General features: G+C 36.0%; 14 protein-coding genes and 1 pseudogene. 9 read left to right on the top strand and 6 right to left on the bottom strand.

Annotated features, from left to right (window positions below):
• Nucleotides 1–567 precede the first annotated feature (567 nt).
• Nucleotides 568–1,125, top strand: a complete 558-nt coding sequence (locus J0M08_02285) for a hypothetical protein (protein MBN8701863.1) — start codon at nt 568–570, stop codon at nt 1,123–1,125.
• 341 nt (nt 1,126–1,466) lie between these two features.
• Nucleotides 1,467–2,792, top strand: coding sequence for a zinc-dependent metalloprotease (locus tag J0M08_02280; protein MBN8701862.1), 1,326 nt, complete (start codon nt 1,467–1,469; stop codon nt 2,790–2,792).
• 11 nt (nt 2,793–2,803) lie between these two features.
• Here the strand turns inward: J0M08_02280 and J0M08_02275 are convergent, their stop codons facing one another.
• The gene (locus J0M08_02275) at nt 2,804–3,670 is read right to left on the bottom strand and encodes a bile acid:sodium symporter family protein (GenBank protein ID MBN8701861.1); all 867 of its coding nucleotides are present in this window, start codon (nt 3,668–3,670) and stop codon (nt 2,804–2,806) included.
• A 166-nt stretch (nt 3,671–3,836) separates the two neighbouring features.
• On the opposite strand from J0M08_02275, the gene J0M08_02270 reads away from it, so the two are divergent.
• Together J0M08_02270 and J0M08_02265 are read left to right on the top strand one after the other, a co-directional pair.
• Nucleotides 3,837–5,723 carry a CocE/NonD family hydrolase gene (locus tag J0M08_02270; protein ID MBN8701860.1) on the top strand — a complete coding sequence of 629 codons (1,887 nt, stop codon included), beginning with the start codon at nt 3,837–3,839 and terminating at the stop codon, nt 5,721–5,723.
• Nucleotides 5,724–5,820: 97 nt separating this feature from the next.
• Nucleotides 5,821–6,138: a hypothetical protein gene (locus J0M08_02265; GenBank protein ID MBN8701859.1), complete on the top strand. Its 318-nt coding sequence runs from the start codon at nt 5,821–5,823 to the stop codon at nt 6,136–6,138.
• Between the two features lie 63 nt (nt 6,139–6,201).
• Here the strand turns inward: J0M08_02265 and J0M08_02260 are convergent, their stop codons facing one another.
• The 3 genes from J0M08_02260 to J0M08_02250 all read right to left on the bottom strand — a co-directional run bounded on the left by J0M08_02260 (nt 6,202) and on the right by J0M08_02250 (nt 8,881).
• On the bottom strand, nt 6,202–7,032 hold the full coding sequence (locus tag J0M08_02260) for a hypothetical protein (GenBank protein ID MBN8701858.1): 831 nt from the start codon (nt 7,030–7,032) through the stop codon (nt 6,202–6,204).
• Between the two features lie 122 nt (nt 7,033–7,154).
• Nucleotides 7,155–8,036, bottom strand: a complete 882-nt coding sequence (locus J0M08_02255) for a helix-turn-helix domain-containing protein (protein ID MBN8701857.1) — start codon at nt 8,034–8,036, stop codon at nt 7,155–7,157.
• A gap of 23 nt (nt 8,037–8,059) precedes the next feature.
• Complete coding sequence (locus J0M08_02250; GenBank protein MBN8701856.1) at nt 8,060–8,881, bottom strand: T9SS type A sorting domain-containing protein; 822 nt, start codon at nt 8,879–8,881, stop codon at nt 8,060–8,062.
• Between the two features lie 326 nt (nt 8,882–9,207).
• Between J0M08_02250 and J0M08_02245 the strand changes: the two genes are divergently transcribed.
• The 3 genes and pseudogenes from J0M08_02245 (at nt 9,208) to ettA (ending at nt 11,542) form a co-directional block, all read left to right on the top strand.
• On the top strand, nt 9,208–9,435 hold the full coding sequence (locus J0M08_02245; GenBank protein MBN8701855.1) for a DUF433 domain-containing protein: 228 nt from the start codon (nt 9,208–9,210) through the stop codon (nt 9,433–9,435).
• Nucleotides 9,435–9,791, top strand: a pseudogene (locus J0M08_02240) (DUF5615 family PIN-like protein). Before J0M08_02245 ends, J0M08_02240 begins: the two are co-directional and overlap by 1 nt.
• Before the next feature lie 74 nt (nt 9,792–9,865).
• A complete protein-coding gene (gene ettA, locus J0M08_02235; GenBank protein MBN8701854.1) occupies nt 9,866–11,542 on the top strand; it encodes an energy-dependent translational throttle protein EttA in 1,677 nt (558 codons plus the stop codon).
• Nucleotides 11,543–11,585: 43 nt separating this feature from the next.
• Here ettA and J0M08_02230 read toward each other — a convergent pair whose 3' ends face one another.
• Both J0M08_02230 and J0M08_02225 read right to left on the bottom strand, forming a co-directional pair.
• Nucleotides 11,586–16,106, bottom strand: a complete 4,521-nt coding sequence (locus J0M08_02230; GenBank protein MBN8701853.1) for a gliding motility-associated C-terminal domain-containing protein — start codon at nt 16,104–16,106, stop codon at nt 11,586–11,588.
• Between the two features lie 181 nt (nt 16,107–16,287).
• On the bottom strand, nt 16,288–18,186 hold the full coding sequence (locus J0M08_02225) for an ABC-F family ATP-binding cassette domain-containing protein (protein ID MBN8701852.1): 1,899 nt from the start codon (nt 18,184–18,186) through the stop codon (nt 16,288–16,290).
• A gap of 216 nt (nt 18,187–18,402) precedes the next feature.
• On the opposite strand from J0M08_02225, the gene J0M08_02220 reads away from it, so the two are divergent.
• Together J0M08_02220 and J0M08_02215 are read left to right on the top strand one after the other, a co-directional pair.
• Entirely contained in the window at nt 18,403–21,087 is a 2,685-nt protein-coding gene (locus tag J0M08_02220) for a PKD domain-containing protein (protein MBN8701851.1), read from the top strand.
• A gap of 33 nt (nt 21,088–21,120) precedes the next feature.
• The gene (locus J0M08_02215) at nt 21,121–22,332 is read left to right on the top strand and encodes a hypothetical protein (GenBank protein MBN8701850.1); all 1,212 of its coding nucleotides are present in this window, start codon (nt 21,121–21,123) and stop codon (nt 22,330–22,332) included.
• Nucleotides 22,333–22,341: the final 9 nt, after the last annotated feature.

Here is a 22,341-nt window from a genome sequence, read left to right as displayed (position 1 = left end):
AAATACGAAGTATTCGCGAACACCTTTAACAATAAAAATGACGTGAGTAAAATTCAAAATATTTTATCCTGCCCTTCAAAAAAAATAAAACACCCGATACACAAGCCAGACAAAAAAGCACTCGACAAATGACACAAACGGACGAGATAGAAATGGTTGTAACCCACTGTAAGCCGCAAAAAGTTGAGCCATTCAAAAATAGAAAACAAGGAGTGCTTTACTAAATTAAAACGAACACAACAACGCAGAATTCAAATCTACTATTGGTAAAGGCTATAGACTTGATGGAACAAGGCATCCTCATTCATGGTCTATTGTAAACACAAAAGACTGTTTAAAATGGTTAGAACAATTTATAAAATAAAACTACGCACAAAATTGTGCTTTATAAAAGCTGGGCAGTTGTTAAAAATTAAACGTTAGTAGTACTAATTTACTTGTGTACTAAACTGAAACATTCCATACCAAACTCCAACCTTTGCAATGCGAAGAACAGTTAGAAAGAAGTTTGAGATGCAATCAAAAGATTATTTATAGATTTACTTTAATGACTTTAATACCTAATAAATGAAATCACTATATGTTTATATTCTTATTGCAACTGGTCTTTTAAGCTGTACAAGCCAAACGCAACAATCAGACAATAAGGCGTTGGATAGTTTGACTACTATTTCTGCAGATACAATTGCAAAAATTGACACCTCTAGCTTTGGTTATGAAGATTATGGAAAACTGGAAAGTTATTTAGCTAAAAATAAAATAAATAGTAGCAGTCTTCAAGTCATAGATTATGATTGTGCAATATTGATTTACCCAACCGAGAATCAAATTAAGGAAATGGAAAAAGAAAATGGCGAAGAAGCTTTTTATACTATTGCAGAAGACAGTCAATTTTACCAAGGAAATGCAATTGGAATAATAGACTCTCTTGGAATAAAAACGATAAAAGCATCAGGACAATTTTTGAGATTGAAGGGTGATAATGAAACCTGGGATCTAGATATAAGAAAAAAGAATTTACCTGCATGGAATATTATTTTCTTCAAAAGTGCAAAAGAGCCTCAAATAATATCAGCGATTGATTTGACTATTGAACAAACAAAGCATTACTTTGAACTTAAATAAAAAGAAAAGTGATTTGCCGGCACACAAAGAATTAATAAGGCCTTTGTTGGAATGCAAGTTTTTTTAGTGCGCAGCAAGTTTTGGGTTAACAAAGTCATGAAAATTTACTTTCCTATTCTAGAAATATTTTAAGCCCTTAATTCAGCGTAGCGCCTTGCTACGCTTTTTATACTGCAACCTCCTGCCATATTAATATAAATCCCGTTTTGTTTGATGCTGTGTAATCTTCCCACAAGTTGAGCCATTTAATACAAGCAGCTAGCCACTATTGCATCTTAATCTGCGCTATTGTATCTTTATCTACACCCATTTATAGCATATTATTTTAACAACACCGTAAAATGAATAACACAAAACTAACAACACTACACGTACTAACAGCGATGCTTTTTGCAGTATCGGGTATAGCACAAAATAAAATTATCTGTGGACATGATTTGTACATGAATCAGCTAGAGAGTAAATATCCAGGCTTTAAAGAATCGGTATCTAAAACTTTTGTTGACACACAAACGAAAGGTGCCACCAATAAAACCGCTACAAATAGCAATTATGTAGTTAATGTGGTTGTGCACGTAGTTTGGAAAAATGCCATCGAAAACCTAGACGATAGTATTATCCAATCGCAAATTGATGTACTGAACGAAGACTTTAATAGATTAAATGCAGACTCTGCAAATCTGCGCAGCCTATTTCAGCCTATAGCAGGCAATGCGCACATTACGTTTAATCTTCATCAAATAAAGAGAGTTCAAACTACGGCTTTATTCGACCCTTCGGCAGGAGGCATTCCCTTTGATATGAAATACGACAGCTTAGGAGGCAGCAGCGCTGTTGACCCTACACACTTTTTAAATCTATGGATTTGTAAAATTCAACCACTTACCTTTTTAGGTTTCCCTGTTGGGCAAATTTTAGGTTTTGCCTTTCCTCCTGCCAATCTTGCTAATTGGCCTGCAAACTCAGAGGCCCCTGCAATTGGAGAAGACGGAGTGGTAATTGACTATCGGTGTATAGGAAGAAATAACCCTAATACCATAAGCGTTACAGGCAGTACCAACTTAACAATAAAAGGCAGAACACCCGTTCATGAAATTGGCCACTACCTTGGATTGCGCCATATATGGGGCGATGGAAGCAATTTTGGTGGCAACAATTGTCAAGGGAATGATGGAATTGCAGATACGCCTAATGCAAACGACCAATCTCAATTTGATTGCAATACAACAAAAAACACTTGTGTAGATGCTGCTCTTCCATGGACCACACTAGATGCACCGGATATGGTAGAAAATTTTATGGACTATTCTGCAGAAACTTGCATGAATACATTTACCAACGGACAAGCTGCTCATATGCAAAATATTCTTAATGGTCCTCGTGTTGGTTTGTTACAGCCGGTAGGAATAATGAACGACATTAATTTGGCAAGTACAGTTTTAGTATTTCCTAACCCCGCTCAAGATTTTATTCAACTTCAATCTTCTGCAAAAAAAATAACGACTATTGAATTGCTAGACATAACAGGACGTTCAATAATTGCAATGCCTTCTGTTTTTGATTATGCAGTTACAATCAATACAACTCAGGTTGCAAAAGGTGTTTACTCAATAAAACTATTGCTCGAAAACAACAACAGCATTTCTAAAAAAGTGATTATCGAATAGAAGATTCGTTACTAGGCTACGTCCTTTCGTCCAATATTTACCAAATAACCAAACACGGCTGCGGTAAAAAACATTAATAAACTATATATAGCAGGCGGTATGCTCATAGCACTATTTCCAATTACAGTAATTGCAATATAAATAGCAAGCGTTCCGTTGTGTATGCCTATTTCCATACCAATAGCAATAGCTTGTTTTAAATCTAGTTTAAACAATCTGGGAATATAATATCCGGCAGCCATACTTAAAACATTGAATACAAGTGCAGCAAAACCTACTTGTTTAAAAAACTCAACAATGTTTGCCTTCTCTTTAATTACAGCAGCTACAATGATAAGCACTAAAAAAAGTGCAGATAAAATTCTAACTGGCTTATCTAGCTTAACCGATAATCCGGGAGATTTCGATTTTATCATCATTCCAATTGCAACCGGAACAAGCACAATGGCAAACACTTCGATAATTTTTTTAAACTGCATTGGGATTACCTGCCCCGACTCCATAAAATAGTCGATAGATAGATTTACAATAAACGGAAGTGTAAAAAGTGTAAGAAGACTATTAACTGCAGTAAGAGAAATATTAAGCGCTACATCTCCTTTTGACAAATGGCTATACAAATTTGCAGTTGGTCCACCGGGAGAGGCCGACAGCAACATCAATCCTACAGCCAGTTCAGGAGGAAGTGCAAATGCAATGGCAATACCAAAACAAATTACTGGTAAAATTATCATCTGGCAGAATAACCCAATAAATACAGCTTTTGGATAAAGTACCACCCGTTTAAAATCGTTTATGGTAAGTGAAAGCCCCAGCCCAAGCATAATAATTCCTAAAGCAAGAGGCAAAAATATAGCTGTAATAAAGTTTGATTCCATTTCTATTTTGATTTAATTTTTAGTGCATTTTAGATTTACAATATAAGAATTTTTCTTTCTGAGCATAAAAGAATTTATTCGGCAGTTTTAATGTTAAGCACATTTATTTCTATTACACTTTTATTTGAAGAATGGTGCTATTTTTACATTTTATATTAATCTCGTTATGAAGAAATCGATTTTATTTTTTTTACTTTTCAACATGTGCATGATTACCTATGCACGAATAATTAATCAAGATTCGCTTTATATTGTAACCAACTATTATAAAATAGAACGAAAAATCCCCATGCGTGATGGGGTAAAATTATTTACCTCCATCTATATCCCCAAAAACACTTCAGAAAAGCATCCAATATTGATTGAGAGAACGCCCTATTCATGCGCACCGTATGGCGAAAATAATTTTTATCCATTTTGGAGTAAACGAACCAAAGACTATTTAGTTAACGAAAATTATATAATTGTTGTTCAAGATGTGCGAGGAAAATATATGAGTGAAGGGACTTTTGAAGATGTAAGACCCTATATTCCTACAAAAAAAACAGCTCAAGATGTAGATGAAGCAAGCGATGTGTTTGATGCCATAGAATGGTTAGTAAAAAACATTCCAAATAACAATGGCTGTGTGGGTGTTTCGGGCATTTCATATCCCGGATTTTATGCAGCTATGGCTGCTTTATCCTACCATCCTGCACTAAAGGCTATTAGCCCACAAGCGCCTGTTGCCGACTGGTGGATTGGCGATGACGCACATCACAACGGAGCTTTTTTTCTTTTAGATAATTTCGATTTCCAATATTATTTCGGAATGCCACATAAGGGAAATAGAACTACTGCATATCCTAAATTTATTTATCCTACAAAAGATAATTATGATTTCCATTTAAAAATGGGTTCTATAAAAAATCTAACAAAGGCCTACATGAATGATTCTGTAAAGTTTTGGAAAGATGCCTTGAATCACCCTAACTACGATGACTTTTGGAAATCACATTCTCTTATCCCCCATTTAAAAAACATTAAATCCGCTGTACTAACTACCGGTGGATTGTTTGATGCAGAAGATTGCTGGGGAACATGGAATGTGTATAAAGCAATTGAAAAAAATTGCAGCAATACAGCAAATAAAATTGTTGTAGGACCTTGGTTTCACGGAGGCTGGGAACGTTCGGATGGAAGCAAATTAGGCAATGTACAATTTACCCAAGGTGTGTCTGATTATTATTTCAAAAATATTGAATTGCCTTTTTTTAACTTCTATTTAAAAAACAAAGGAGATATTTCTAAAATATCGGAAGCAACAATTTATTTTACAGGAGAAAACAAGTGGAAGCAATTCTCACAATGGCCACCAATTGGGGTTACCACAACACCAATGTATTTAAACGAGAAAAGCATATTGTCGTTTACAAAACCTACTGTACAACTTAGTAATTCAAAATACATAAGCGATCCTTCTAAGCCGGTACCATATACCGAAGATGTTCATTTGCGAAGAACAAAAGAATACATGTGCGATGACCAGCGATTTGCGTCTCGCAGACCCGATGTATTAGTATTTTCAACAGATACACTCACCGAAGATGTAACGCTTGCAGGGCCAATTCTGGCAAAACTATTGGTGAGCATTTCTACTACAGATGCAGATTTTGTTGTGAAATTAATAGATGTCTTTCCCGATAATTTTAACTATTCTACCGAAAACAAATACCCAATGGGTGGCTATCAAATGCTAGTACGAGGAGAAATATTTAGAGGAAGGTATAGAAATAGCCTGAGTACACCGGAGGCATTTACACCCAATAAAACAGAAGAAGTAAAATTTGAACTACCGGATGTTGCCCACACGTTTAGTAAAGGACATAAAATAATGGTTCAAATTCAAAGCACCTGGTTTCCGTTGGCAGATAGAAACCCTCAGCAGTTTGTAGATATTTATTCATGTGATGAAAAAGATTTTGTTGAATCAACCATAAAAATATTTCACGACTCCAATAATTCCTCCTGCTTACTATTGCCTGTACTAAAAAATATTCTACCCGAAAAATAGTTTTAACAAATACTTAGCGCATCCTACTTTGGCATTGTTCTTGTTATAGTATAGTAAACCTTTGCTCAAAACTGAGGTCAAACTAAAAAACAAGAATATGAAAACACTTAAATTAATTGCCGCCTTAATTCTATTAATTAGTATTCAGGCTAATTCACAGAATGCAACTCCGGGAATTACACAAGAGCAAAAAAGACAAAAACACAAGATTAGCCACGGAACTGCCACAGGCAAACTTACTGCAAGAGAGGCTAAGCAACTAAAAGCCGACCAACGAAAAATTGTGGCTATGAAAAAAGTTGCCAAAGCTGACGGAAAAGTAACAAAAGAAGAAAGAGCTGTTATTAGACAAGAACAGAAAATTGCAAACAAGCGAATTCATCATGAGAAACATGATAAGCAGCAACGTAAATAGTAAAACATAAAAAAGGCTTGCTGAATGTTCAGCAAGCCTTTTTTAAAATATTGTTTATATAGTTTACTTAATATTCGCCATATAGGTTTTGGCACCAATGTTAATGTACCAATATTTTTTACCACTTACGGTTTGGCTGCTGTATTTGTAAGCATACACACCAATTTGTCCAGTAGGGATGCCGCCAGTTGTTAAGCTTGGTTGAAGAGTTCCCATTTCAGCAGATGTAAAAGTATGTCCATATGCACCTGGAGCTAATGGCTTTGAAGTAAGAACAGTTCCATTACCACCAACAATTTGACAGATTACAGAATCGCAATTGCTAATATATCCGAAATAAACATAATAGCTTCCAGATTTACTTATTGTAGGCGCTGAATCTGTAGGGAATGTAAGTTGAGGAGTACTTGGTATTGCATAAGTAGAAGAAGTAAACGCAGGAACGCTATTTCCGCTATTTCCTGATATATCCCAATAAGCACCACTATTAAAAAATGTGGTAAAACTCGATGTTGAATTTGAGTTTTGCTTTGTGAATATATAAGAATTGTTTGATTGCTTAGTCAATGTAGAATCATTACATTTTACAACACCTGCATCAACTAAAGTAGATGAAGTAGAAGACGTCATCACAGAAGCTATTGATGACTCTGAATAAACTTTTGTAGTATTTGCTCCAACAAACGGTAAAATCATGGTTGTATATACCACAGATTTTAAGTTTACAAAGGTTCCATCGCTCCCTGGTACAGTTGTTCCCGGAGTTCCTGGAGTAGTAACAGTTGGTACCGGTGTTTCTTCTTCCGGAGTTGCTTCTTCTTCTTTTTTACATGAAGAAATTGTAATCATTCCTGCCAAAAGCAGTAAACCTAGTTTTTTTAGGGGAGTAATCATCGTCATAAATTTGTTTAGTTAATAAAATAATTTGAGCAAAGGTAAACAAATTGAATTAAGAAAAAAAATGACCACTATCAGCATCATTAAGCACTCTTGAGCACACCTCAGCATCCCAATGCCTACTGTTTTGCTTTTTGTTTTTCCCTATACTCAAGTGGGCTTAGTCCGGTATTAGATTTAAAAAAGCGAGTAAAATAGGCTGGATCTTCGTAGTTTAATTCAGTTGCAATTTCACTTACTGTTTTATCGGAGTGAAACAAGATACGTTTTGCTTCTAGAACAATTCGCTCATTAATAAGTTCGGTAGAAGACTTTCCAACTACTTCATTAGTTAATTCATTCAAATAGCCTGTGCTGATATTTAACAAGTCAGCATATTGACTAGGCTTATGGTGGGTAATAAAAAACTTCTCGATTAAAATTCTCAACTTTTTTACTAATTCGGATTTATGACGCAAGGCTGTATTGATGTGAATAGTCTCGCTTTCGTAAATCCGTTTGAGTTTTATAAAAAGTATATTTAGATACGCACGTATGATGCTTTCTTTGTCTTGGTTTGTAGAATTATTTTCAGCAATAATTTGGTTGAGTGTTGCAATAAACTCAGCAAAAACAACTGCATTTAGCTGTAAAATGGGCACCCCGGAAGTATTGTTAAAGAATGGCAGCTCAAACAAGCTATCAGTATTGGTATGTTCCAATTGATAAAACTCTCTAGAGAACAAAAATACAAACCCGGCAGAATTTAAACTTCTATTTACTAAATGGATTTGTCCGGGAGAAACAAAATGTACCGAATAAGGTTTTATCTCATACTCGTTAAAATCAATTGTATGCTTTCCACTACCCTTGCTAAACAAAAACACTTCGTAATACGAGTGCCTATGATGTTCAGTTGTATCATAAGCACTCTTTTCTTTTAACTCAATACAATTAAATGGAATACTCTGCTCTAACTTATCATACAACTCATATGTAGGTATTGACTTCTTACTACTCATAAATTAAATATAAGTAAAAGGATTTATTCCTTGATGAATCTAATTGCTTGTTGCGACTCTTCATCTTTTAATAAATACATGCCTCTCTCTAACGTTGAGCAATCAATAGTTTGCAGGTGTGATGTATGCTCTGAGAGCGTAAGAACTTTTCTACCCGACATATCCAATACAACAAAATTTTGTGCTTGGGTATTGGTTGCCCTTATATTTAATAATCCGGTTGTAGGATTTGGGAATAATGAAAACCCTACATCTTTAAAATCATCAGCCCTTCCTACCATTCCATTGTTTGTTTGTCCAGCCAATATTGGTTGATTGGGCTGGCTGTTAAAAGCATAATCTTTTACTTTCATCCAAGAAGCATTATTTGCAACATCCATTCTAAGCCAACCATAGTGCGTATTTGTTCCAATCATAAATTTCAATGCCATAAATTTATCGGTAACACCACACCAGTAGTATTGAGCATTACCAGTATCATATTGTGCGACTTCAAATGACATAAAATTCATGCCCGGATACATTCGCCAACTAATTCCTGAATCTATTGATGCACTTATGGAATGAGCAAAAACATTTACACCAAAAGGTGCAGTCGGGTTTATAGAATCGTAGGTATTGCCAATACTTGCCATTCCAAATATTCTCCAATATTGCAAGGTTGAATCTCCACCAACAGCAAAAGAATAGTCTGTTATAGCATCATTATTTACATCTAATAAATAACCGCCCCCGTTTAAATAGCTAACAGTTGTATCTTGCACATCAGTATAAACTATTTGTGATTTTATTTGCTGCTTTGCAGTAAATAAAAACAGTATGAGTAAAAAAAAAATTGTTTTCATGGTATTAGGTTTTATTATTATTAATAGTTCAAATATAGTTTGGATTACCAATTTGCAGCAAGGATAAAAAAGGGGATTTCTTGCACTTTTCAAGGTTTGTTAATTAATGAATTTATTTGAAACCCAATTTATTTAAGTATGTTTTCTATTATTTTCATTACTGCGAAACCCTCAATCTCATTTTCAATAAAAGAGATTCCTGCTTTCGCAACTATGGCAAAAAATAACGGTAAAAAAGCATCCGACTTAAAAAAAACTTCATTTAGTTAATTTTGAGGAGCCTCTATTTGTTACCAAAAATCATTAATTTTATGCAAAATACAATCATGAATTTATTAGATCGAATTACAATAGACCAAAATATTTGTCATGGGAAACCTTGCATTCGAGGGATGCGATGGCCTGTAGAAGTTATAATTGATTTGCTTGGTTCGGGTATGACGATTGAGCAAATAATAGCAGATCATCCTGAGCTGGAAAAAGAAGATATACTGGCAAGTTTAAACTTTGCTAAACTTTATTTGTCCGGCAAATCGATAAAAGACGCTGCTTAATGAGATTTCTTTGTGATGTGCACATTTAATACAAGGTTGTGAATTATTTAAATTCACTAAATTTTGAAACATTTCACGTTAATAAAATTTTAGATAGTTGGCACACAAAAGATGATGATATTTCCAGTTATGCCGACACTAACGATTTAATAATAATTACAAAAGACCACGATTTTAGGAATAGCTTTTTTATAAAAAACACTCCCAAAAAACTCATAAAAATTAGCCTCGGTAATATATCAAATCTAGAACTTATAAGGATTTTATCAGAAAATCTAACTTCCATCCAAAAACTTAATAATGAATCCCGTTTTATAGTGGAGATTGATAATAATTACATTACTTATTTTAAATAAGCGCTATTTTCCGATATTTGCAATCTCTAATTATTAAAACTTTACATTCGCTAACTATATAAAATACTACTCCTATGTCAGAAGGTCGTCAAATAATATTTTCCATGGTAAATGTGACTAAATCACTTAATACCGGAAAAACAATTTTAAAAGATATTTACCTTTCATTTTATTATGGTGCTAAGATTGGCATTATCGGTTCTAATGGTTCTGGTAAATCTACCGTAATGAAAATTATTGCAGGCGTTGAAAAATCCTATCAAGGCGAAGTGCATTACTCTCCGGGGTATTCCATTGGCTATTTAGAGCAAGAACCTCAATTAGACGACACTAAAACAGTTATTGAAATTGTGCGCGAAGGTGCCAAAGAACACGTAAATATTTTAAAAGAATACGAAGAAGTAAACAACAAGTTTATGGAGCCCATGAGCGATGAGGAGATGACCAAGCTCATTGAAAAGCAAGCTCGCTTAAACGATTTAATTGAACAACACGATTTATGGAATTTAGATAATCGTCTCGAAAGAGCTATGGATGCGCTGCGTTGCCCGGAATCGGAAGCTGCTGTAAAAAATCTTTCCGGTGGAGAAAGAAGACGGGTAGCATTGTGTAGATTGCTAATTCAAAATCCCGACATCTTATTATTAGACGAGCCTACCAACCACTTGGATGCCGAGTCTGTTGATTGGCTAGAGCAATATTTACAAAATTACAAAGGCACCGTATTGGCTATTACCCACGACAGGTATTTCTTAGACAACGTAGCCGGCTGGATTTTAGAGATGGACAGAGGCGAAGGTATTCCATGGAAAGGAAATTACTCTTCTTGGTTAGATCAAAAAGCAAAACGTTTAGCACAAGAAGAAAAACAAGAAAGTAAACGTAGAAAGAATTTAGAACGAGAATTGGATTGGGTTCGCCAAGGAGCGAAAGGCCGACAAACCAAGCAGAAAGCGCGTTTGCAGAACTACGAAAAAATGTTGGGTGAGGGAACAAAAGAAAAAGAAGAGAAACTGGAAATATTTATTCCAAATGGTCCACGCTTAGGAAATGAAGTAATTGAAGCAATTAATGTTTCAAAAGCGTTTGGCGATAGATTGTTATACGAGGGGTTGAATTTTAAATTACCTCCGGCCGGAATAGTTGGTATTATTGGACCTAACGGTGCAGGGAAAACAACTTTGTTCCGCATGATAATGAAACAAGAAACTCCTTCAAGTGGCGAATTTAAAGTTGGACCTACAGTTAAAATTGCCTACGTAGATCAAGCACATACCGACATTGATCCAAACAAAACAATTTATGAAGTACTGAGTGGAGGAAACGAAATTGTTGAAATTGGCGGCAGAGCGCTTAATTCGCGCGCATATATTTCTCGATTTAATTTTAATGGTTCTGATCAAGGCAAGAAGTGTGGTGTACTATCGGGCGGAGAGAGAAACAGATTGCATTTAGCATTAACATTAAAATCGGAAGCCAATGTGCTTTTATTGGATGAGCCCACCAACGATTTAGATGTAAACACCTTACGTGCTCTAGAAGAGGCGTTGGAAGATTTTGCAGGATGTGCTGTAATTATTTCCCACGACCGTTGGTTTTTAGACAGGGTTTGTACTCATATTCTTGCGTTTGAAGGAAACTCTCAAGTATATTATTTTGAAGGTGGATATTCTGACTATGAAGAAAACAGAAAGAAACGTATGGGCAATGAAGAACCTAAACGCATTCGCTATAAAAAATTAGCTGTGTAAAAAAACATGTAGGCATCTCAGAAAAATCTACGAAAGCTATGCGCTATTTAATAATAGTAACGCTTCCTACAAAGCGATGTTTTCTTTCGTAGATATCGTTGATGTGTAATACGTATATAAACACATCTTGTTGGGCTATCAGTTTTCCATCATTAGCTCTGCCATCCCACCCTTTATAAATTTCTTTAGTGCTCCAAATTTTTTCGCCCCATCGATTGTATATTTCAAATAAATAATCCTTAGCCTCAACCCCAATACCTGATGGCATAAATACATCATTAATGCCATCGCCATTCGGAGTAAAACTATTGGGAATGTATTGTGTGTAATCATCTTTTATATAAATATATTCGATTGTACTATCCTTACACCCAAATTCTGTTACTACTACTAGTTTAACCGCATACACACCTGTGTCTTTGTAGGTGTGGCTTATTGAATTATCCGGGAATAAGGTACTTACAAAAGTACTATCTCCTAAACTCCAATTTAAACTGTTAGACAAAATTGATGTACTAACAAATTGAACCTGCGACTCCAAAATACTGGTCTCACTTACACTAGAGTTAAACTGCGCCACTGGATTGGGATGTACAGTAATAAAATTTGTTTGTGTAAGAGTAGCACTGCATCCATTATTATCTACAACAGTTAATGCAATATTAAAACTACCTGGACTTGTAAAGCAATATTGTTCGGAAGAGTTAGTGGACGTTATACCGTTACTACCAAATTCCCACATCAAACTTTGTGTATTAGTAGTTGTATTTATAAAATTTACACATAATGGCCCGCACCCCGATAGTTTATCAACTGTAAAGGTTGGTTGTGGCTGCAATGCTGGATTTAATTGTATAGTATGGCTTGTTGCCAAAGTACATCCATTGGCGTCTGTAACAACTAAATTATATACTCCAGCTCCAATGTTATTGAGTCCCGCTGTTTGTTGATTATTGCTCCAACTAAATGAATAACTAGGCGTGCCTCCTGCCGGAGTAGCCAATATGCTTGCATTTGCAGCCCCCATACAAATATCTGTGGGCCCTGTTATTTGAGCTGTTAGAGCTGTTGGTTCTGTAATTTGCATAGATGCATTTTCTGTACAACCATTTGCATCTGTAACTAAAACTTGATAGGTACCTGCGGGCAACCCATTGGCTACATGTGTTTGCTGTCCATTGCTCCAAGAATACGTATAACTTCCTGTCCCGCCATTAGGATTCGCTATTGCAGAGCCATTATTATTTCCAAAACAATCAACAGTAGATTGAACTACTGATGACACTTGAAGCAAAGGTGGTTCGGTAATATTTGCATACGCTTGTGCAGTGCATCCATTGGCATCTGTAATTGTTACCGTATACGTATTAGCTGTAAATGAATTAACAACAGCAGTATTTTGTCCACTACTCCACGAATACGTGTATGCACCAACACCTCCAATAGCAGCAGCAGTAGCAGACCCCGTGGCATCTCCATTGCAAAGCACATTGGTTAAAGTGGAAATAAATCCTATCAAAGAGCCGGGTTGATTTAAATGTATAGTATCACTTGCAATACATCCATTCCCATCTTGAACCGTAGCACCATATATGCCTGCGTTTAAATTTGAAGCCGCAGCTCCTGTATTGTTGACAACAGACCACACATATGTATAAGCACCCACACCACCTGATGTTTGAGAGGTAATTTGTCCGGTAGGTATTCCGTTACACAAAACACCTTGTTGGAGCTGTAACGAAAACTGTAATTGAGGTGGCTCTGTAATGGTAACCTGTCCGGTTGCGGAGCAACCAATTGCATCCGAAACTACCACACTATAGGTACCAATACCCAAAAATGTCGCAGCTGAGTTTGTTTGTGCATTGCTCCATGAATACGTATATGGCGCTATACCGGAACTTAAGCTTGCAGTAGCTTGCCCATCTGCTAATCCAAAGCAACTAGCATTAGTAATAGTACTAGTTAGTATCGGATTAGAAACAGTTACATAATTTGCTACCACCACAGAATCTGTATCACACGGAGTAGTAATTCTCAACTTGAAATTGAAAAGTCCGGCTGCATTATAATTAACAGTAGGTGTTTTATTTGTAGAAGTTGCTGGGGTTCCTCCCGGAAATGTCCATAGATACTTGGTTCTAGTGGTATCGCATGTATTAGGGATGCCGGTGTATGTTACACTTTGATTGATACAAATTGTTGGTGTTGTACTTGTGTAGCTTGCGGTAAGAGTGCTATTGCCACAAGTGTATAAACATATTCTGGAGGCTATTGGTTCTCTGCTCCCCATTTTTGTTGTTTGAAATGCACCAGTAGTAACAGGTGCATTTCCTGCTAAATTATGAGCTGTTAGATATCCAAATCCTTTACGTGCATCAATATATCCACCCGATGTGCCCCATCCTGAAAAAATAGACATATCATTATGACCACTTGCACTAGCTGAATTTACTAGCAAGCTGGAACAAATTAACTTCCCGGAAGGATTGAATGTGGTAATGAAAATTTGCTCGTATTGATTGACAACATTGCCTTGGTATGAACAAGTTGTATTTGGAAAATCTGTTGTATAAGAATCTCCGGTTACTACAATATCATTCTCACTTGTAATTGCAATTCCCATTGCATAATCATCCGGCTTGTTTGATGAACTTGCTCCACCAACTGATCCTCCTAAATAGGTACCCCAAATTCTAGTGCCTGAAGGAGAAAATTTTGCCACATAACTATCCAAAGAATAAGATGCAGTACCGCCTCCGGCATGCGATAGTTGGAAAGCACCCGGAGTGCTAAAATAAGTATTATTAGCAGGTGCGCTTTTATTTGTAATACCACAAATTACAATATCATCATTTTGATCAACTGCTACAGCTGTCGTATAATCAGTACCTGGATTTCCATAATAGGTAGCCCACAAACGGTTTCCGGCAGAAGAAAATTTTAGTATTACTCCATCTCCTCCAGCTGTTAAAAAATTGTTTTGCCCTCCGTAAGTAGTTTGAAATGCACCGGCAGTAGTTGGAAACCCGCTACCCAATCCATTGCTTGAACCTACAATGCAAATATCATTATTCGAGTCTACATCAACTCCGAATGCATACTCTGATCCTGTTCCTCCATAATAAGTAGAGAACTGCAACGCATTTAAGTTATTGTTAAATTTTGCAATGTAAATATCTATAAATCCCCCATTGCTTGCTTGGTAAGTATTTCCAACCATAGGCAAATTTGAAGAAGTAGTATAACCTACAGCCACAAAATTTCCAGCATTATCTCTGGCAACATCTAACAACCAATCCTGTCCGTTACCTCCAAAGTATGTAGAGGTAACTAAATTTCCGGCTGAATTAAATTTTGCCAAATATCCATCTGTATTTCCTCCGCTATAGGTATTTTGCAAGCCAGAACCCAAGCCAGGAATCACGCCATTTGTAGATAATCCACCAGCAACAATATTTCCATTTGGATCAACACAAACTGCTCTAAAATCATCATTACCAGCAGTACTGCCAAAATAGGTCGACCAAAGCCTATTCCCATTAAAATCAAATTTAATTAAATACGCATCGCATTGCCCTATAGGCCAAAGCCCGGCCATATTATTGTTAATACCTCCTGCGTGATTTGTTTGAAAGGCTCCAACAGTTACAGGAAAATTTAGTGAAGCAGTTGTTCCACAAAAAATAGAATTATCTTGATTATCGGCAACAACAGAATATGGAATTTCCCCGTTCGTGCCCCCCATATAGGTAGTCCAAACAGCAGGGTCGATAACTAAATCGTATTGCTTATTATATCGATGGGCTTGAAACCCAATAACAGTATAGTTTTCATTTTGCTCAATAATCTTATACTCCGATTTTACCTCCTCTATTCTCCCATTAATTGTCTGGTAAATTTTAGGCAGATTTTCCTTTATTACTTGCAATCCAGTATGTATTGAAAGTACATTATTCTCCAATTCAACCTTATCTGCTCCCGTATACTTTAATTTTATATCATTCACATCTCCGGTAGGATGAACAACAATATCATACTTTACTATTTTTGATTCTGTTTCGTAAAAGCTAAAATCAATTCCCTCGTAAACACCACTATAACCTAATTTATTGTACGACTTTACATTCTCAGCTTTTATCCCTGAATAATAATAATTGTTGTATCCACTTAATTGATTAGAGGCACTTATCAGAGGATTGTAATTTCCGCCAACAAACTCCAAATCCAATCGATGATATGAAATACGGGGGTTAGAAAGGGCAACTTCGTCAAACTGAGCTTTAGTTATCGTGCCTTCAAAAAGTTCTTTTGTTTTTGTTTCTAACGCTTCGAAATAAACTTTGTTTACGGAATTTATATTATGAAGTACATACGAAATTTTAGTATCAAAGAAATATAAATTTAAATCAGGAGTTGTCTTTACATACTTTATATCACTCCTTGAATTTCCATTAAAATCTAACACCTGCCCTTTATTCTCGATAAAACCGGATGCTGAAAAGCCCACACTTACGCATAGCAGAGTGAAAACAAAAAGTAAAATTTTTATTTTTTTACACATGAATCTTTTGTTTGATTGTATTTAATACTAAAACAAAACACATGCTTAAACGGGGTAAGGTTACTATACTATTAAGTAACTGCAATCCTTACGGTTTTTCAAACAAAAAAAATGTAATTATTAGAATGCGACAGAAAACAATCGCATTTCACCTCAATTTAACACACTAAAAATCAACAGATTAAATCAATTCGCTCAATTCAATCCATCGAGTGGTTTTTTCTTCTATCTGTTGTAACAAAACTCCTATTTGCAGAGACTTTTCAGATAGTACATCGTGAGAAATTTCGGGGTTTGAAATTTCAAGCTCCAGTTGTTTTCGTTGCGACTCCAACATTGCTATTTCTTTTTCTAAATTTTCGAACTCTAATTTTTCCTTATACGACAACTTTTTCTTTGCGTTTTCCTGTGGCTCCAGATTGCTGCTTTTCGAAGTCTCCTTTTCTACAGGAATTGCTACTTCTATTGCACCAGCATCCTTTTTCTCGTCCAATTCATTTCTATATTCGGTATACGTACCGGTATAATCAGAAATAACCCCATCACCCTCAAATACAAAAAGATGATCTACTAATTTGTCCATAAAATACCTATCATGCGAAACAACCAATAAACAGCCGCCAAAGCTCATTAAAAACTCTTCCAACTTATTTAATGTTAGAATATCTAAATCGTTTGTTGGCTCATCCAGAATTAAAAAATTAGGATTTTTTATAAGCACGGTCAATAAATACAACCTTCTTTTTTCTCCACCACTCAGCTTAGAAACAAAAGTATATTGCATTTCCGGAGAGAACATAAAATGCTGCAAAAATTGGGAAGCTGAAAGCTTAGATCCATCGGCTAATTGAATAACTTCCGCAATATCCTTTACTACTTCAATTACACGCTTATCTTCTTTTAATTTTATTCCGGATTGCGAATAATAGCCATATATAATCGTTTCTCCTGTATTTACTTTTCCTGAGTCGGGTTGCTCGGTGCCAATAATAATATTTAAGAAAGTAGATTTCCCTACTCCATTTTTTCCAATAATACCAATACGCTCGCCATTTTTGAATGTATAATCAAAACCAGCTAATATTTTTTTATCTCCAAAATTTTTATTTATTTTTTTTAACTCCAAAATCTTTCCACCCACACGAGACATCTTCACTTCTAATTTTAATTCTTGTTGTACTTTTCTGCTTTTTGCTTTCTCCTCTATTTCATAAAACGCATCAATTCTAGATTTAGATTTTGTAGTACGCGCTCTTGGCATTTTACGCATCCACTCCAACTCGTGCTTCATCAGCTTTTGAGTCTTACCTAAATCAACATTGTAAACTTGCTCTCGCTCTGCACGTCTTTCTAGAAAATAAGAATAATTACCGGCATGTCTGTACAACTTACCATCTGTAAGTTCTAGAATAGAATTACACACGCGATCTAAAAAATACCTATCGTGGGTAACCATCAAAAGTGTTATAGAATCCTGATCTAAATACTCTTCCAACCACTCTATCATCTCAACATCCAAGTGATTGGTAGGCTCATCCATTATAATTAAATCCGGATTATCTAACAGCAAAATTGCCAATGCCAATCGCTTCTTTTGTCCTCCGGATAACGCGGAGATTTTTTGTCCTATATGTACGATTCCAAATTTTGACAAAATGGTTTTCATTTTGGTATCGTAATCCCAAGCTTGCAGCTCGTCCATTTTATGCGATGCAGCTTCAAACACAGCATATGTTTCAGGATTGTAGTTTTCTGTTTGCTCTGCAAGTGCCTTTTCGTATTCCTTTATAACATTTACTAAGGTAGAATTGGTGTTTTTTATAATGTCTTCTATCGTAACATCAGCTTTAAACTCGGGCTCTTGACCTAGGTAGCCAACTCTAACACCATTGCGCATGGTAACAATTCCGCTATCTGCATCGTCTTTCCCAACCACTATTTTCAAAAGGGTTGATTTTCCTGAACCATTATTTGCAATTAAGGCAATTTTATCGCCTTTACTTAATCCAAAGCTTATTCCTTTGAACAGAATTCGTTCTCCATAGGTCTTGGAAAGATTGTCAACTGATAGGTAATTCATATGGGAGTCGAAGTTACAATAATTCTTGTAAAGCCCATTAGTAGTAGAAAATAGAATTTTCTCATTCTAGGCTATACCAATTATTCAACCCAAAACCTAATAATGATAAAATTTTGGTTAGAACTAAATCTTAGAAAAAAGTAGCTTTGAAAGGGATAGGAACATCTAATAACAAATTGACTAGCATAATTAGTTCGCTTATCTTTAAAGACTTAAATGGTATTGAATCTAAAATATAAACTACTATTTACCTTTACACTTCTAAGCTTATCCATGTGGTCAACACACATTGTAGGAGGAGAAATTTATTATGATTACTTAGGGAACAATAATTACAATATCACGCTCAAGGTTTACAGAGATTGCATTAATGGGCAAGCTCCGTTTGACAATCCTGCTTCCGTTGGCATTTTCGATGCTTCCGGAGTACTTATTACAACGTTAAGTATTCCATTTCCTGGCTCTACGTTATTGAGCTCTAATTTTAATAATCCATGCTACCAGACACCTACAAATATTTGTGTTGAAGAAGCCGTTTATGTTGGCTTTATTCAACTTCCACCCATTGCAGGTGGCTACTATCTTGCCTACCAACGCTGCTGTAGAAATAACACCATTTTAAATCTAGTAAATCCGGGCAATGTAGGCTCTACGTATTGGACCTACATTCCCGACCAAAGTGTGGCTACCACTAATAACAGTCCCCGATTTATAAATTACCCGCCCATTTTTTTGTGTGCAGGCTTGCCCATAACTTTCGATCATTCTGCCAACGACCCCGATGGAGATTCGTTGGTATATGAGCTATGCGATCCATACGATGGAGGTACCACATTAAACCCAATGCCGGTTCCTCCTTCCGGCCCACCTTACACAGCAGTTCCATTCAATACAACTTCGGGATACAACGGCTCTTATCCAATGGCCTCTAACCCTGCACTGAGTATAAACCCATCAACCGGATTAATGACAGGAACACCCAATACCATTGGACAGTGGGTTGTTGGCGTTTGCGTAAAAGAATACCGAAATGGAAATTTAATAAACATACATAAAAGAGATTTTCAATTCAATGTAATGAACTGCCCGAATAATACGGTTGCATCTATTCCGTCTCAGCAAACATTTTGCACCGGGTTTAATGTAAATTTTCTAAACAATAGCATCAATGGATTTAGCTACCATTGGGACTTTGGAGAGGCCGCCCTTACAAACGACACTTCTAATATAGTTGCTCCAACCTGGACATATCCTGCAGCAGGCACTTATACCGTTATGCTAGTTGTAAACCCAGGTTATTCTTGCGTAGATACAGCATACTCCGTTTTTAACATACAACCGTTGTTAAGCCCAAGCTTTACAGCTCCAACGGGACAGTGTCTAAATACCAGTAATTTCTCGTTTGCCGCAGGGGGGACGTTTAGTGGACCAATTACAAATTTCAGTTGGAACTTTGGACAAGGAGCAGCGCCACCAAATTCTAACCAACAAAACCCAAGCGGAATTTCATATTCTACCCCAGGAACAAAAACTGTAACTCTTAGTGTATCAGAAAATGGGTGCACTAAAACTTCTGTTCAAACAATTACAGTGCACCCAATGCCTACAGCATCTGTACCTGCACAACAATCGTTCTGTGGTGGGCTATCTGTAACCTACACAAACGCTAGTTTAAATGCCAACTCGTTTTTTTGGAATTTTGGCGACCCCACTACTAGTCAAGACACCTCATCGCAATCCTCTCCTACCTATACATTTTCCGCACCCGGAAATTATACAATCACACTTATTGCAGCCACCGGATTTGGGTGCAAAGATACAGCCTACACAACCTATGATATTCAGCCTTTGCTGCAACCCTCATTTATAAAACCTTCCGGACAATGTATTACAAATAATAATTTTTCGTTCACCGCTTCCGGATTTAGCGGTCCGGGCACTTTATTTACTTGGGACTTTGAAAACGGGGCTTCCATAAACACAAGTAATCAACAAAATGTAACTAATGTAAATTACGGAGCAGCCGGAATTTATGCAGTTACACTTACCATTTCAGAAAACGGATGTACTAAATACTATATCGACTCTGTGGAGGTTTTCCCATTGCCTACAGCACAATTTAATTTTTCGCCTATGGTTGTTTGTAATCCATATACCATTTTGTTTGCAGACACTACAAATGCAACCGGCTCTGTAGCCTCCTACAATTGGACATTTCACGATGGCACCACATCTTCGTCTCCAACCACATCGTTTTCGTATACCAACGTTGGTTTGTTTTCATTTACTGTTCAACTAACAGCAATTGACAACAACGGGTGCACACAAACATTTACATTTCCTAAAAACAATAGTATAACCGTAAATCCATCTCCAACAGCAGGAATAAGCATTAGCGAAACGGCAACTTCAATTTTTGACCCGGAAGTTACGGTAACAGATTTAAGCATCAATGGTGTAAATTGCTACTTGCATTTTGGCGATGGAACGATAGATAGCACCTGTAATTTTAACAACATAAGTCATTCCTACACAACACCAGGAACCTATACAATTCAGCAAATACTAATAAATGGAATTGGCTGCTCAGATACATTTGCATTAGCGTTTGAAGTTTTACCGGAATTTAGATTTTTTGTACCAAACGCATTTACCTACAACAATGACCAACTCAATGAAACGTTCTTGCCTAAGGTAATTGGGGCGTCTGACTACACATTTAGAATTTTTAATCGCTGGGGACAACTTATTTTTGAAACACACAACACGCAAGAAGGTTGGAATGGAGAATATAAAACTAATAAATGCCAAACAGGTGTGTATATTTATCAAATTACCTTTACAGACGATGTTGAGCAAAAAGAACACACTTTCGTTGGTCATGTTACACTGTTACGCTAATTACCGCTATCTTTACCAGATATAAGCAGTTCCATGCTACACTACATAAAACAAAATAAATTAAATTTCCTTATTACACTTTGCATCGTTGCAATTTTAGTATTCTTTGGATTTAATTTTTTTCGTTCAAAAAAAAACAAGCCAAGCTTTGTTCAGTGGTATGAAAAACATGTATCTAAAAAGGAATCGTTCAACAACTCACAAAAATATCCCCTACACACATTTGAATATGTATCACCCAATTTAGTAATTGACAGTATTTACATGTCGATGAAAGGACCGTTTAACGTAAACTACATTAATCTCAGTCCAAAAGGAAATAATCGTTTCTTAAATTATTTAAAAAAAACAGAAATTTATTGGTTGGTTGGTTATTCTGTAGAAATTCTAGACTCGAACAACAAACCATTGCCCGATATATTTTTATGTCACAATAATTTAGACATATACGACAAAACAACAGCGCCTTGGCAAATCAATACTATTGGCACTTTTTGCAGAATTTTCACTTTAACCGGTGGTCAAACCGAAATTAAATTACCGAAAGGATATGGCGTACCTATTGCATCATGGCAAGATTTAACCGTTACATCACAAGCACTAAATCACAATTACCCAAATATTCATCTTGCAACTAAACAACGAGTAAAAGTATATTATTTAAAAGATAGTGAGTTAGATTTTTCAATGCAGCCGGTATATCAGCAAGCCATTTTTGTTACCAAACAATTATCTGGTCCGGAAGGGGAATTTGCCAAACCACCCAAGCAATTTAGCCCCACAAGTCCAATTACAATTGGCGACACAAGCAGTACTATTTCATATTCTGCTTGCTGCACAGGAAGAGTGTTTGACGAAAATTTTAATCCATACAAAGACAACTACAACCGAACCTACACTGGACACTGGAATATAGCACCTGGATATGAAAAATTAACCAGCAATATTACATTAATGCTAGACCTAAAATACGACACCAAGATTCGTTTTATTGGTATACACGCACATCCGTACTCAGAATCGTTGGAGTTAATAGATAAAACAGAAAATAAAAGCTTATTTAAAGGCAAAAACAAATCATTTTCAGACAAGATTGGATTGGCTTACCTAGATTCATATTCCGATACAACTGGAATTCAGTTATACAAAACTCACGAATATGTATTGATTAGCGAATACAACAACCCACAGCAAGTAACTCATACTGCAATGGCAACAATGTTTGTGTATTTGGAAGAAAAATAAATTGAATTT

It is taken from the genome of Bacteroidota bacterium, assembly GCA_017303975.1.
In the GTDB taxonomy this organism is placed as follows: domain Bacteria; phylum Bacteroidota; class Bacteroidia; order JAFLBG01; family JAFLBG01; genus JAFLBG01.
Note: the sequence above shows the minus strand (reverse complement) of the source record. Positions and strands in the feature narration are given on the sequence as shown.

Coding starts and splice junctions, on each gene's coding strand:
- J0M08_02225 (MBN8701852.1), bottom strand. CDS start 18,186: ATGAATTACCTATCAGTTGACAATCTTTCCAAGACCTATGGAGAACGA.
- J0M08_02260 (MBN8701858.1), bottom strand. CDS start 7,032: ATGATTACTCCCCTAAAAAAACTAGGTTTACTGCTTTTGGCAGGAATG.
- J0M08_02255 (MBN8701857.1), bottom strand. CDS start 8,036: ATGAGTAGTAAGAAGTCAATACCTACATATGAGTTGTATGATAAGTTA.
- J0M08_02250 (MBN8701856.1), bottom strand. CDS start 8,881: ATGAAAACAATTTTTTTTTTACTCATACTGTTTTTATTTACTGCAAAG.
- ettA (MBN8701854.1), top strand. CDS start 9,866: ATGTCAGAAGGTCGTCAAATAATATTTTCCATGGTAAATGTGACTAAA.
- J0M08_02245 (MBN8701855.1), top strand. CDS start 9,208: ATGAATTTATTAGATCGAATTACAATAGACCAAAATATTTGTCATGGG.
- J0M08_02215 (MBN8701850.1), top strand. CDS start 21,121: ATGCTACACTACATAAAACAAAATAAATTAAATTTCCTTATTACACTT.
- J0M08_02220 (MBN8701851.1), top strand. CDS start 18,403: ATGGTATTGAATCTAAAATATAAACTACTATTTACCTTTACACTTCTA.
- J0M08_02270 (MBN8701860.1), top strand. CDS start 3,837: ATGAAGAAATCGATTTTATTTTTTTTACTTTTCAACATGTGCATGATT.
- J0M08_02280 (MBN8701862.1), top strand. CDS start 1,467: ATGAATAACACAAAACTAACAACACTACACGTACTAACAGCGATGCTT.
- J0M08_02275 (MBN8701861.1), bottom strand. CDS start 3,670: ATGGAATCAAACTTTATTACAGCTATATTTTTGCCTCTTGCTTTAGGA.
- J0M08_02265 (MBN8701859.1), top strand. CDS start 5,821: ATGAAAACACTTAAATTAATTGCCGCCTTAATTCTATTAATTAGTATT.
- J0M08_02285 (MBN8701863.1), top strand. CDS start 568: ATGAAATCACTATATGTTTATATTCTTATTGCAACTGGTCTTTTAAGC.
- J0M08_02230 (MBN8701853.1), bottom strand. CDS start 16,106: ATGTGTAAAAAAATAAAAATTTTACTTTTTGTTTTCACTCTGCTATGC.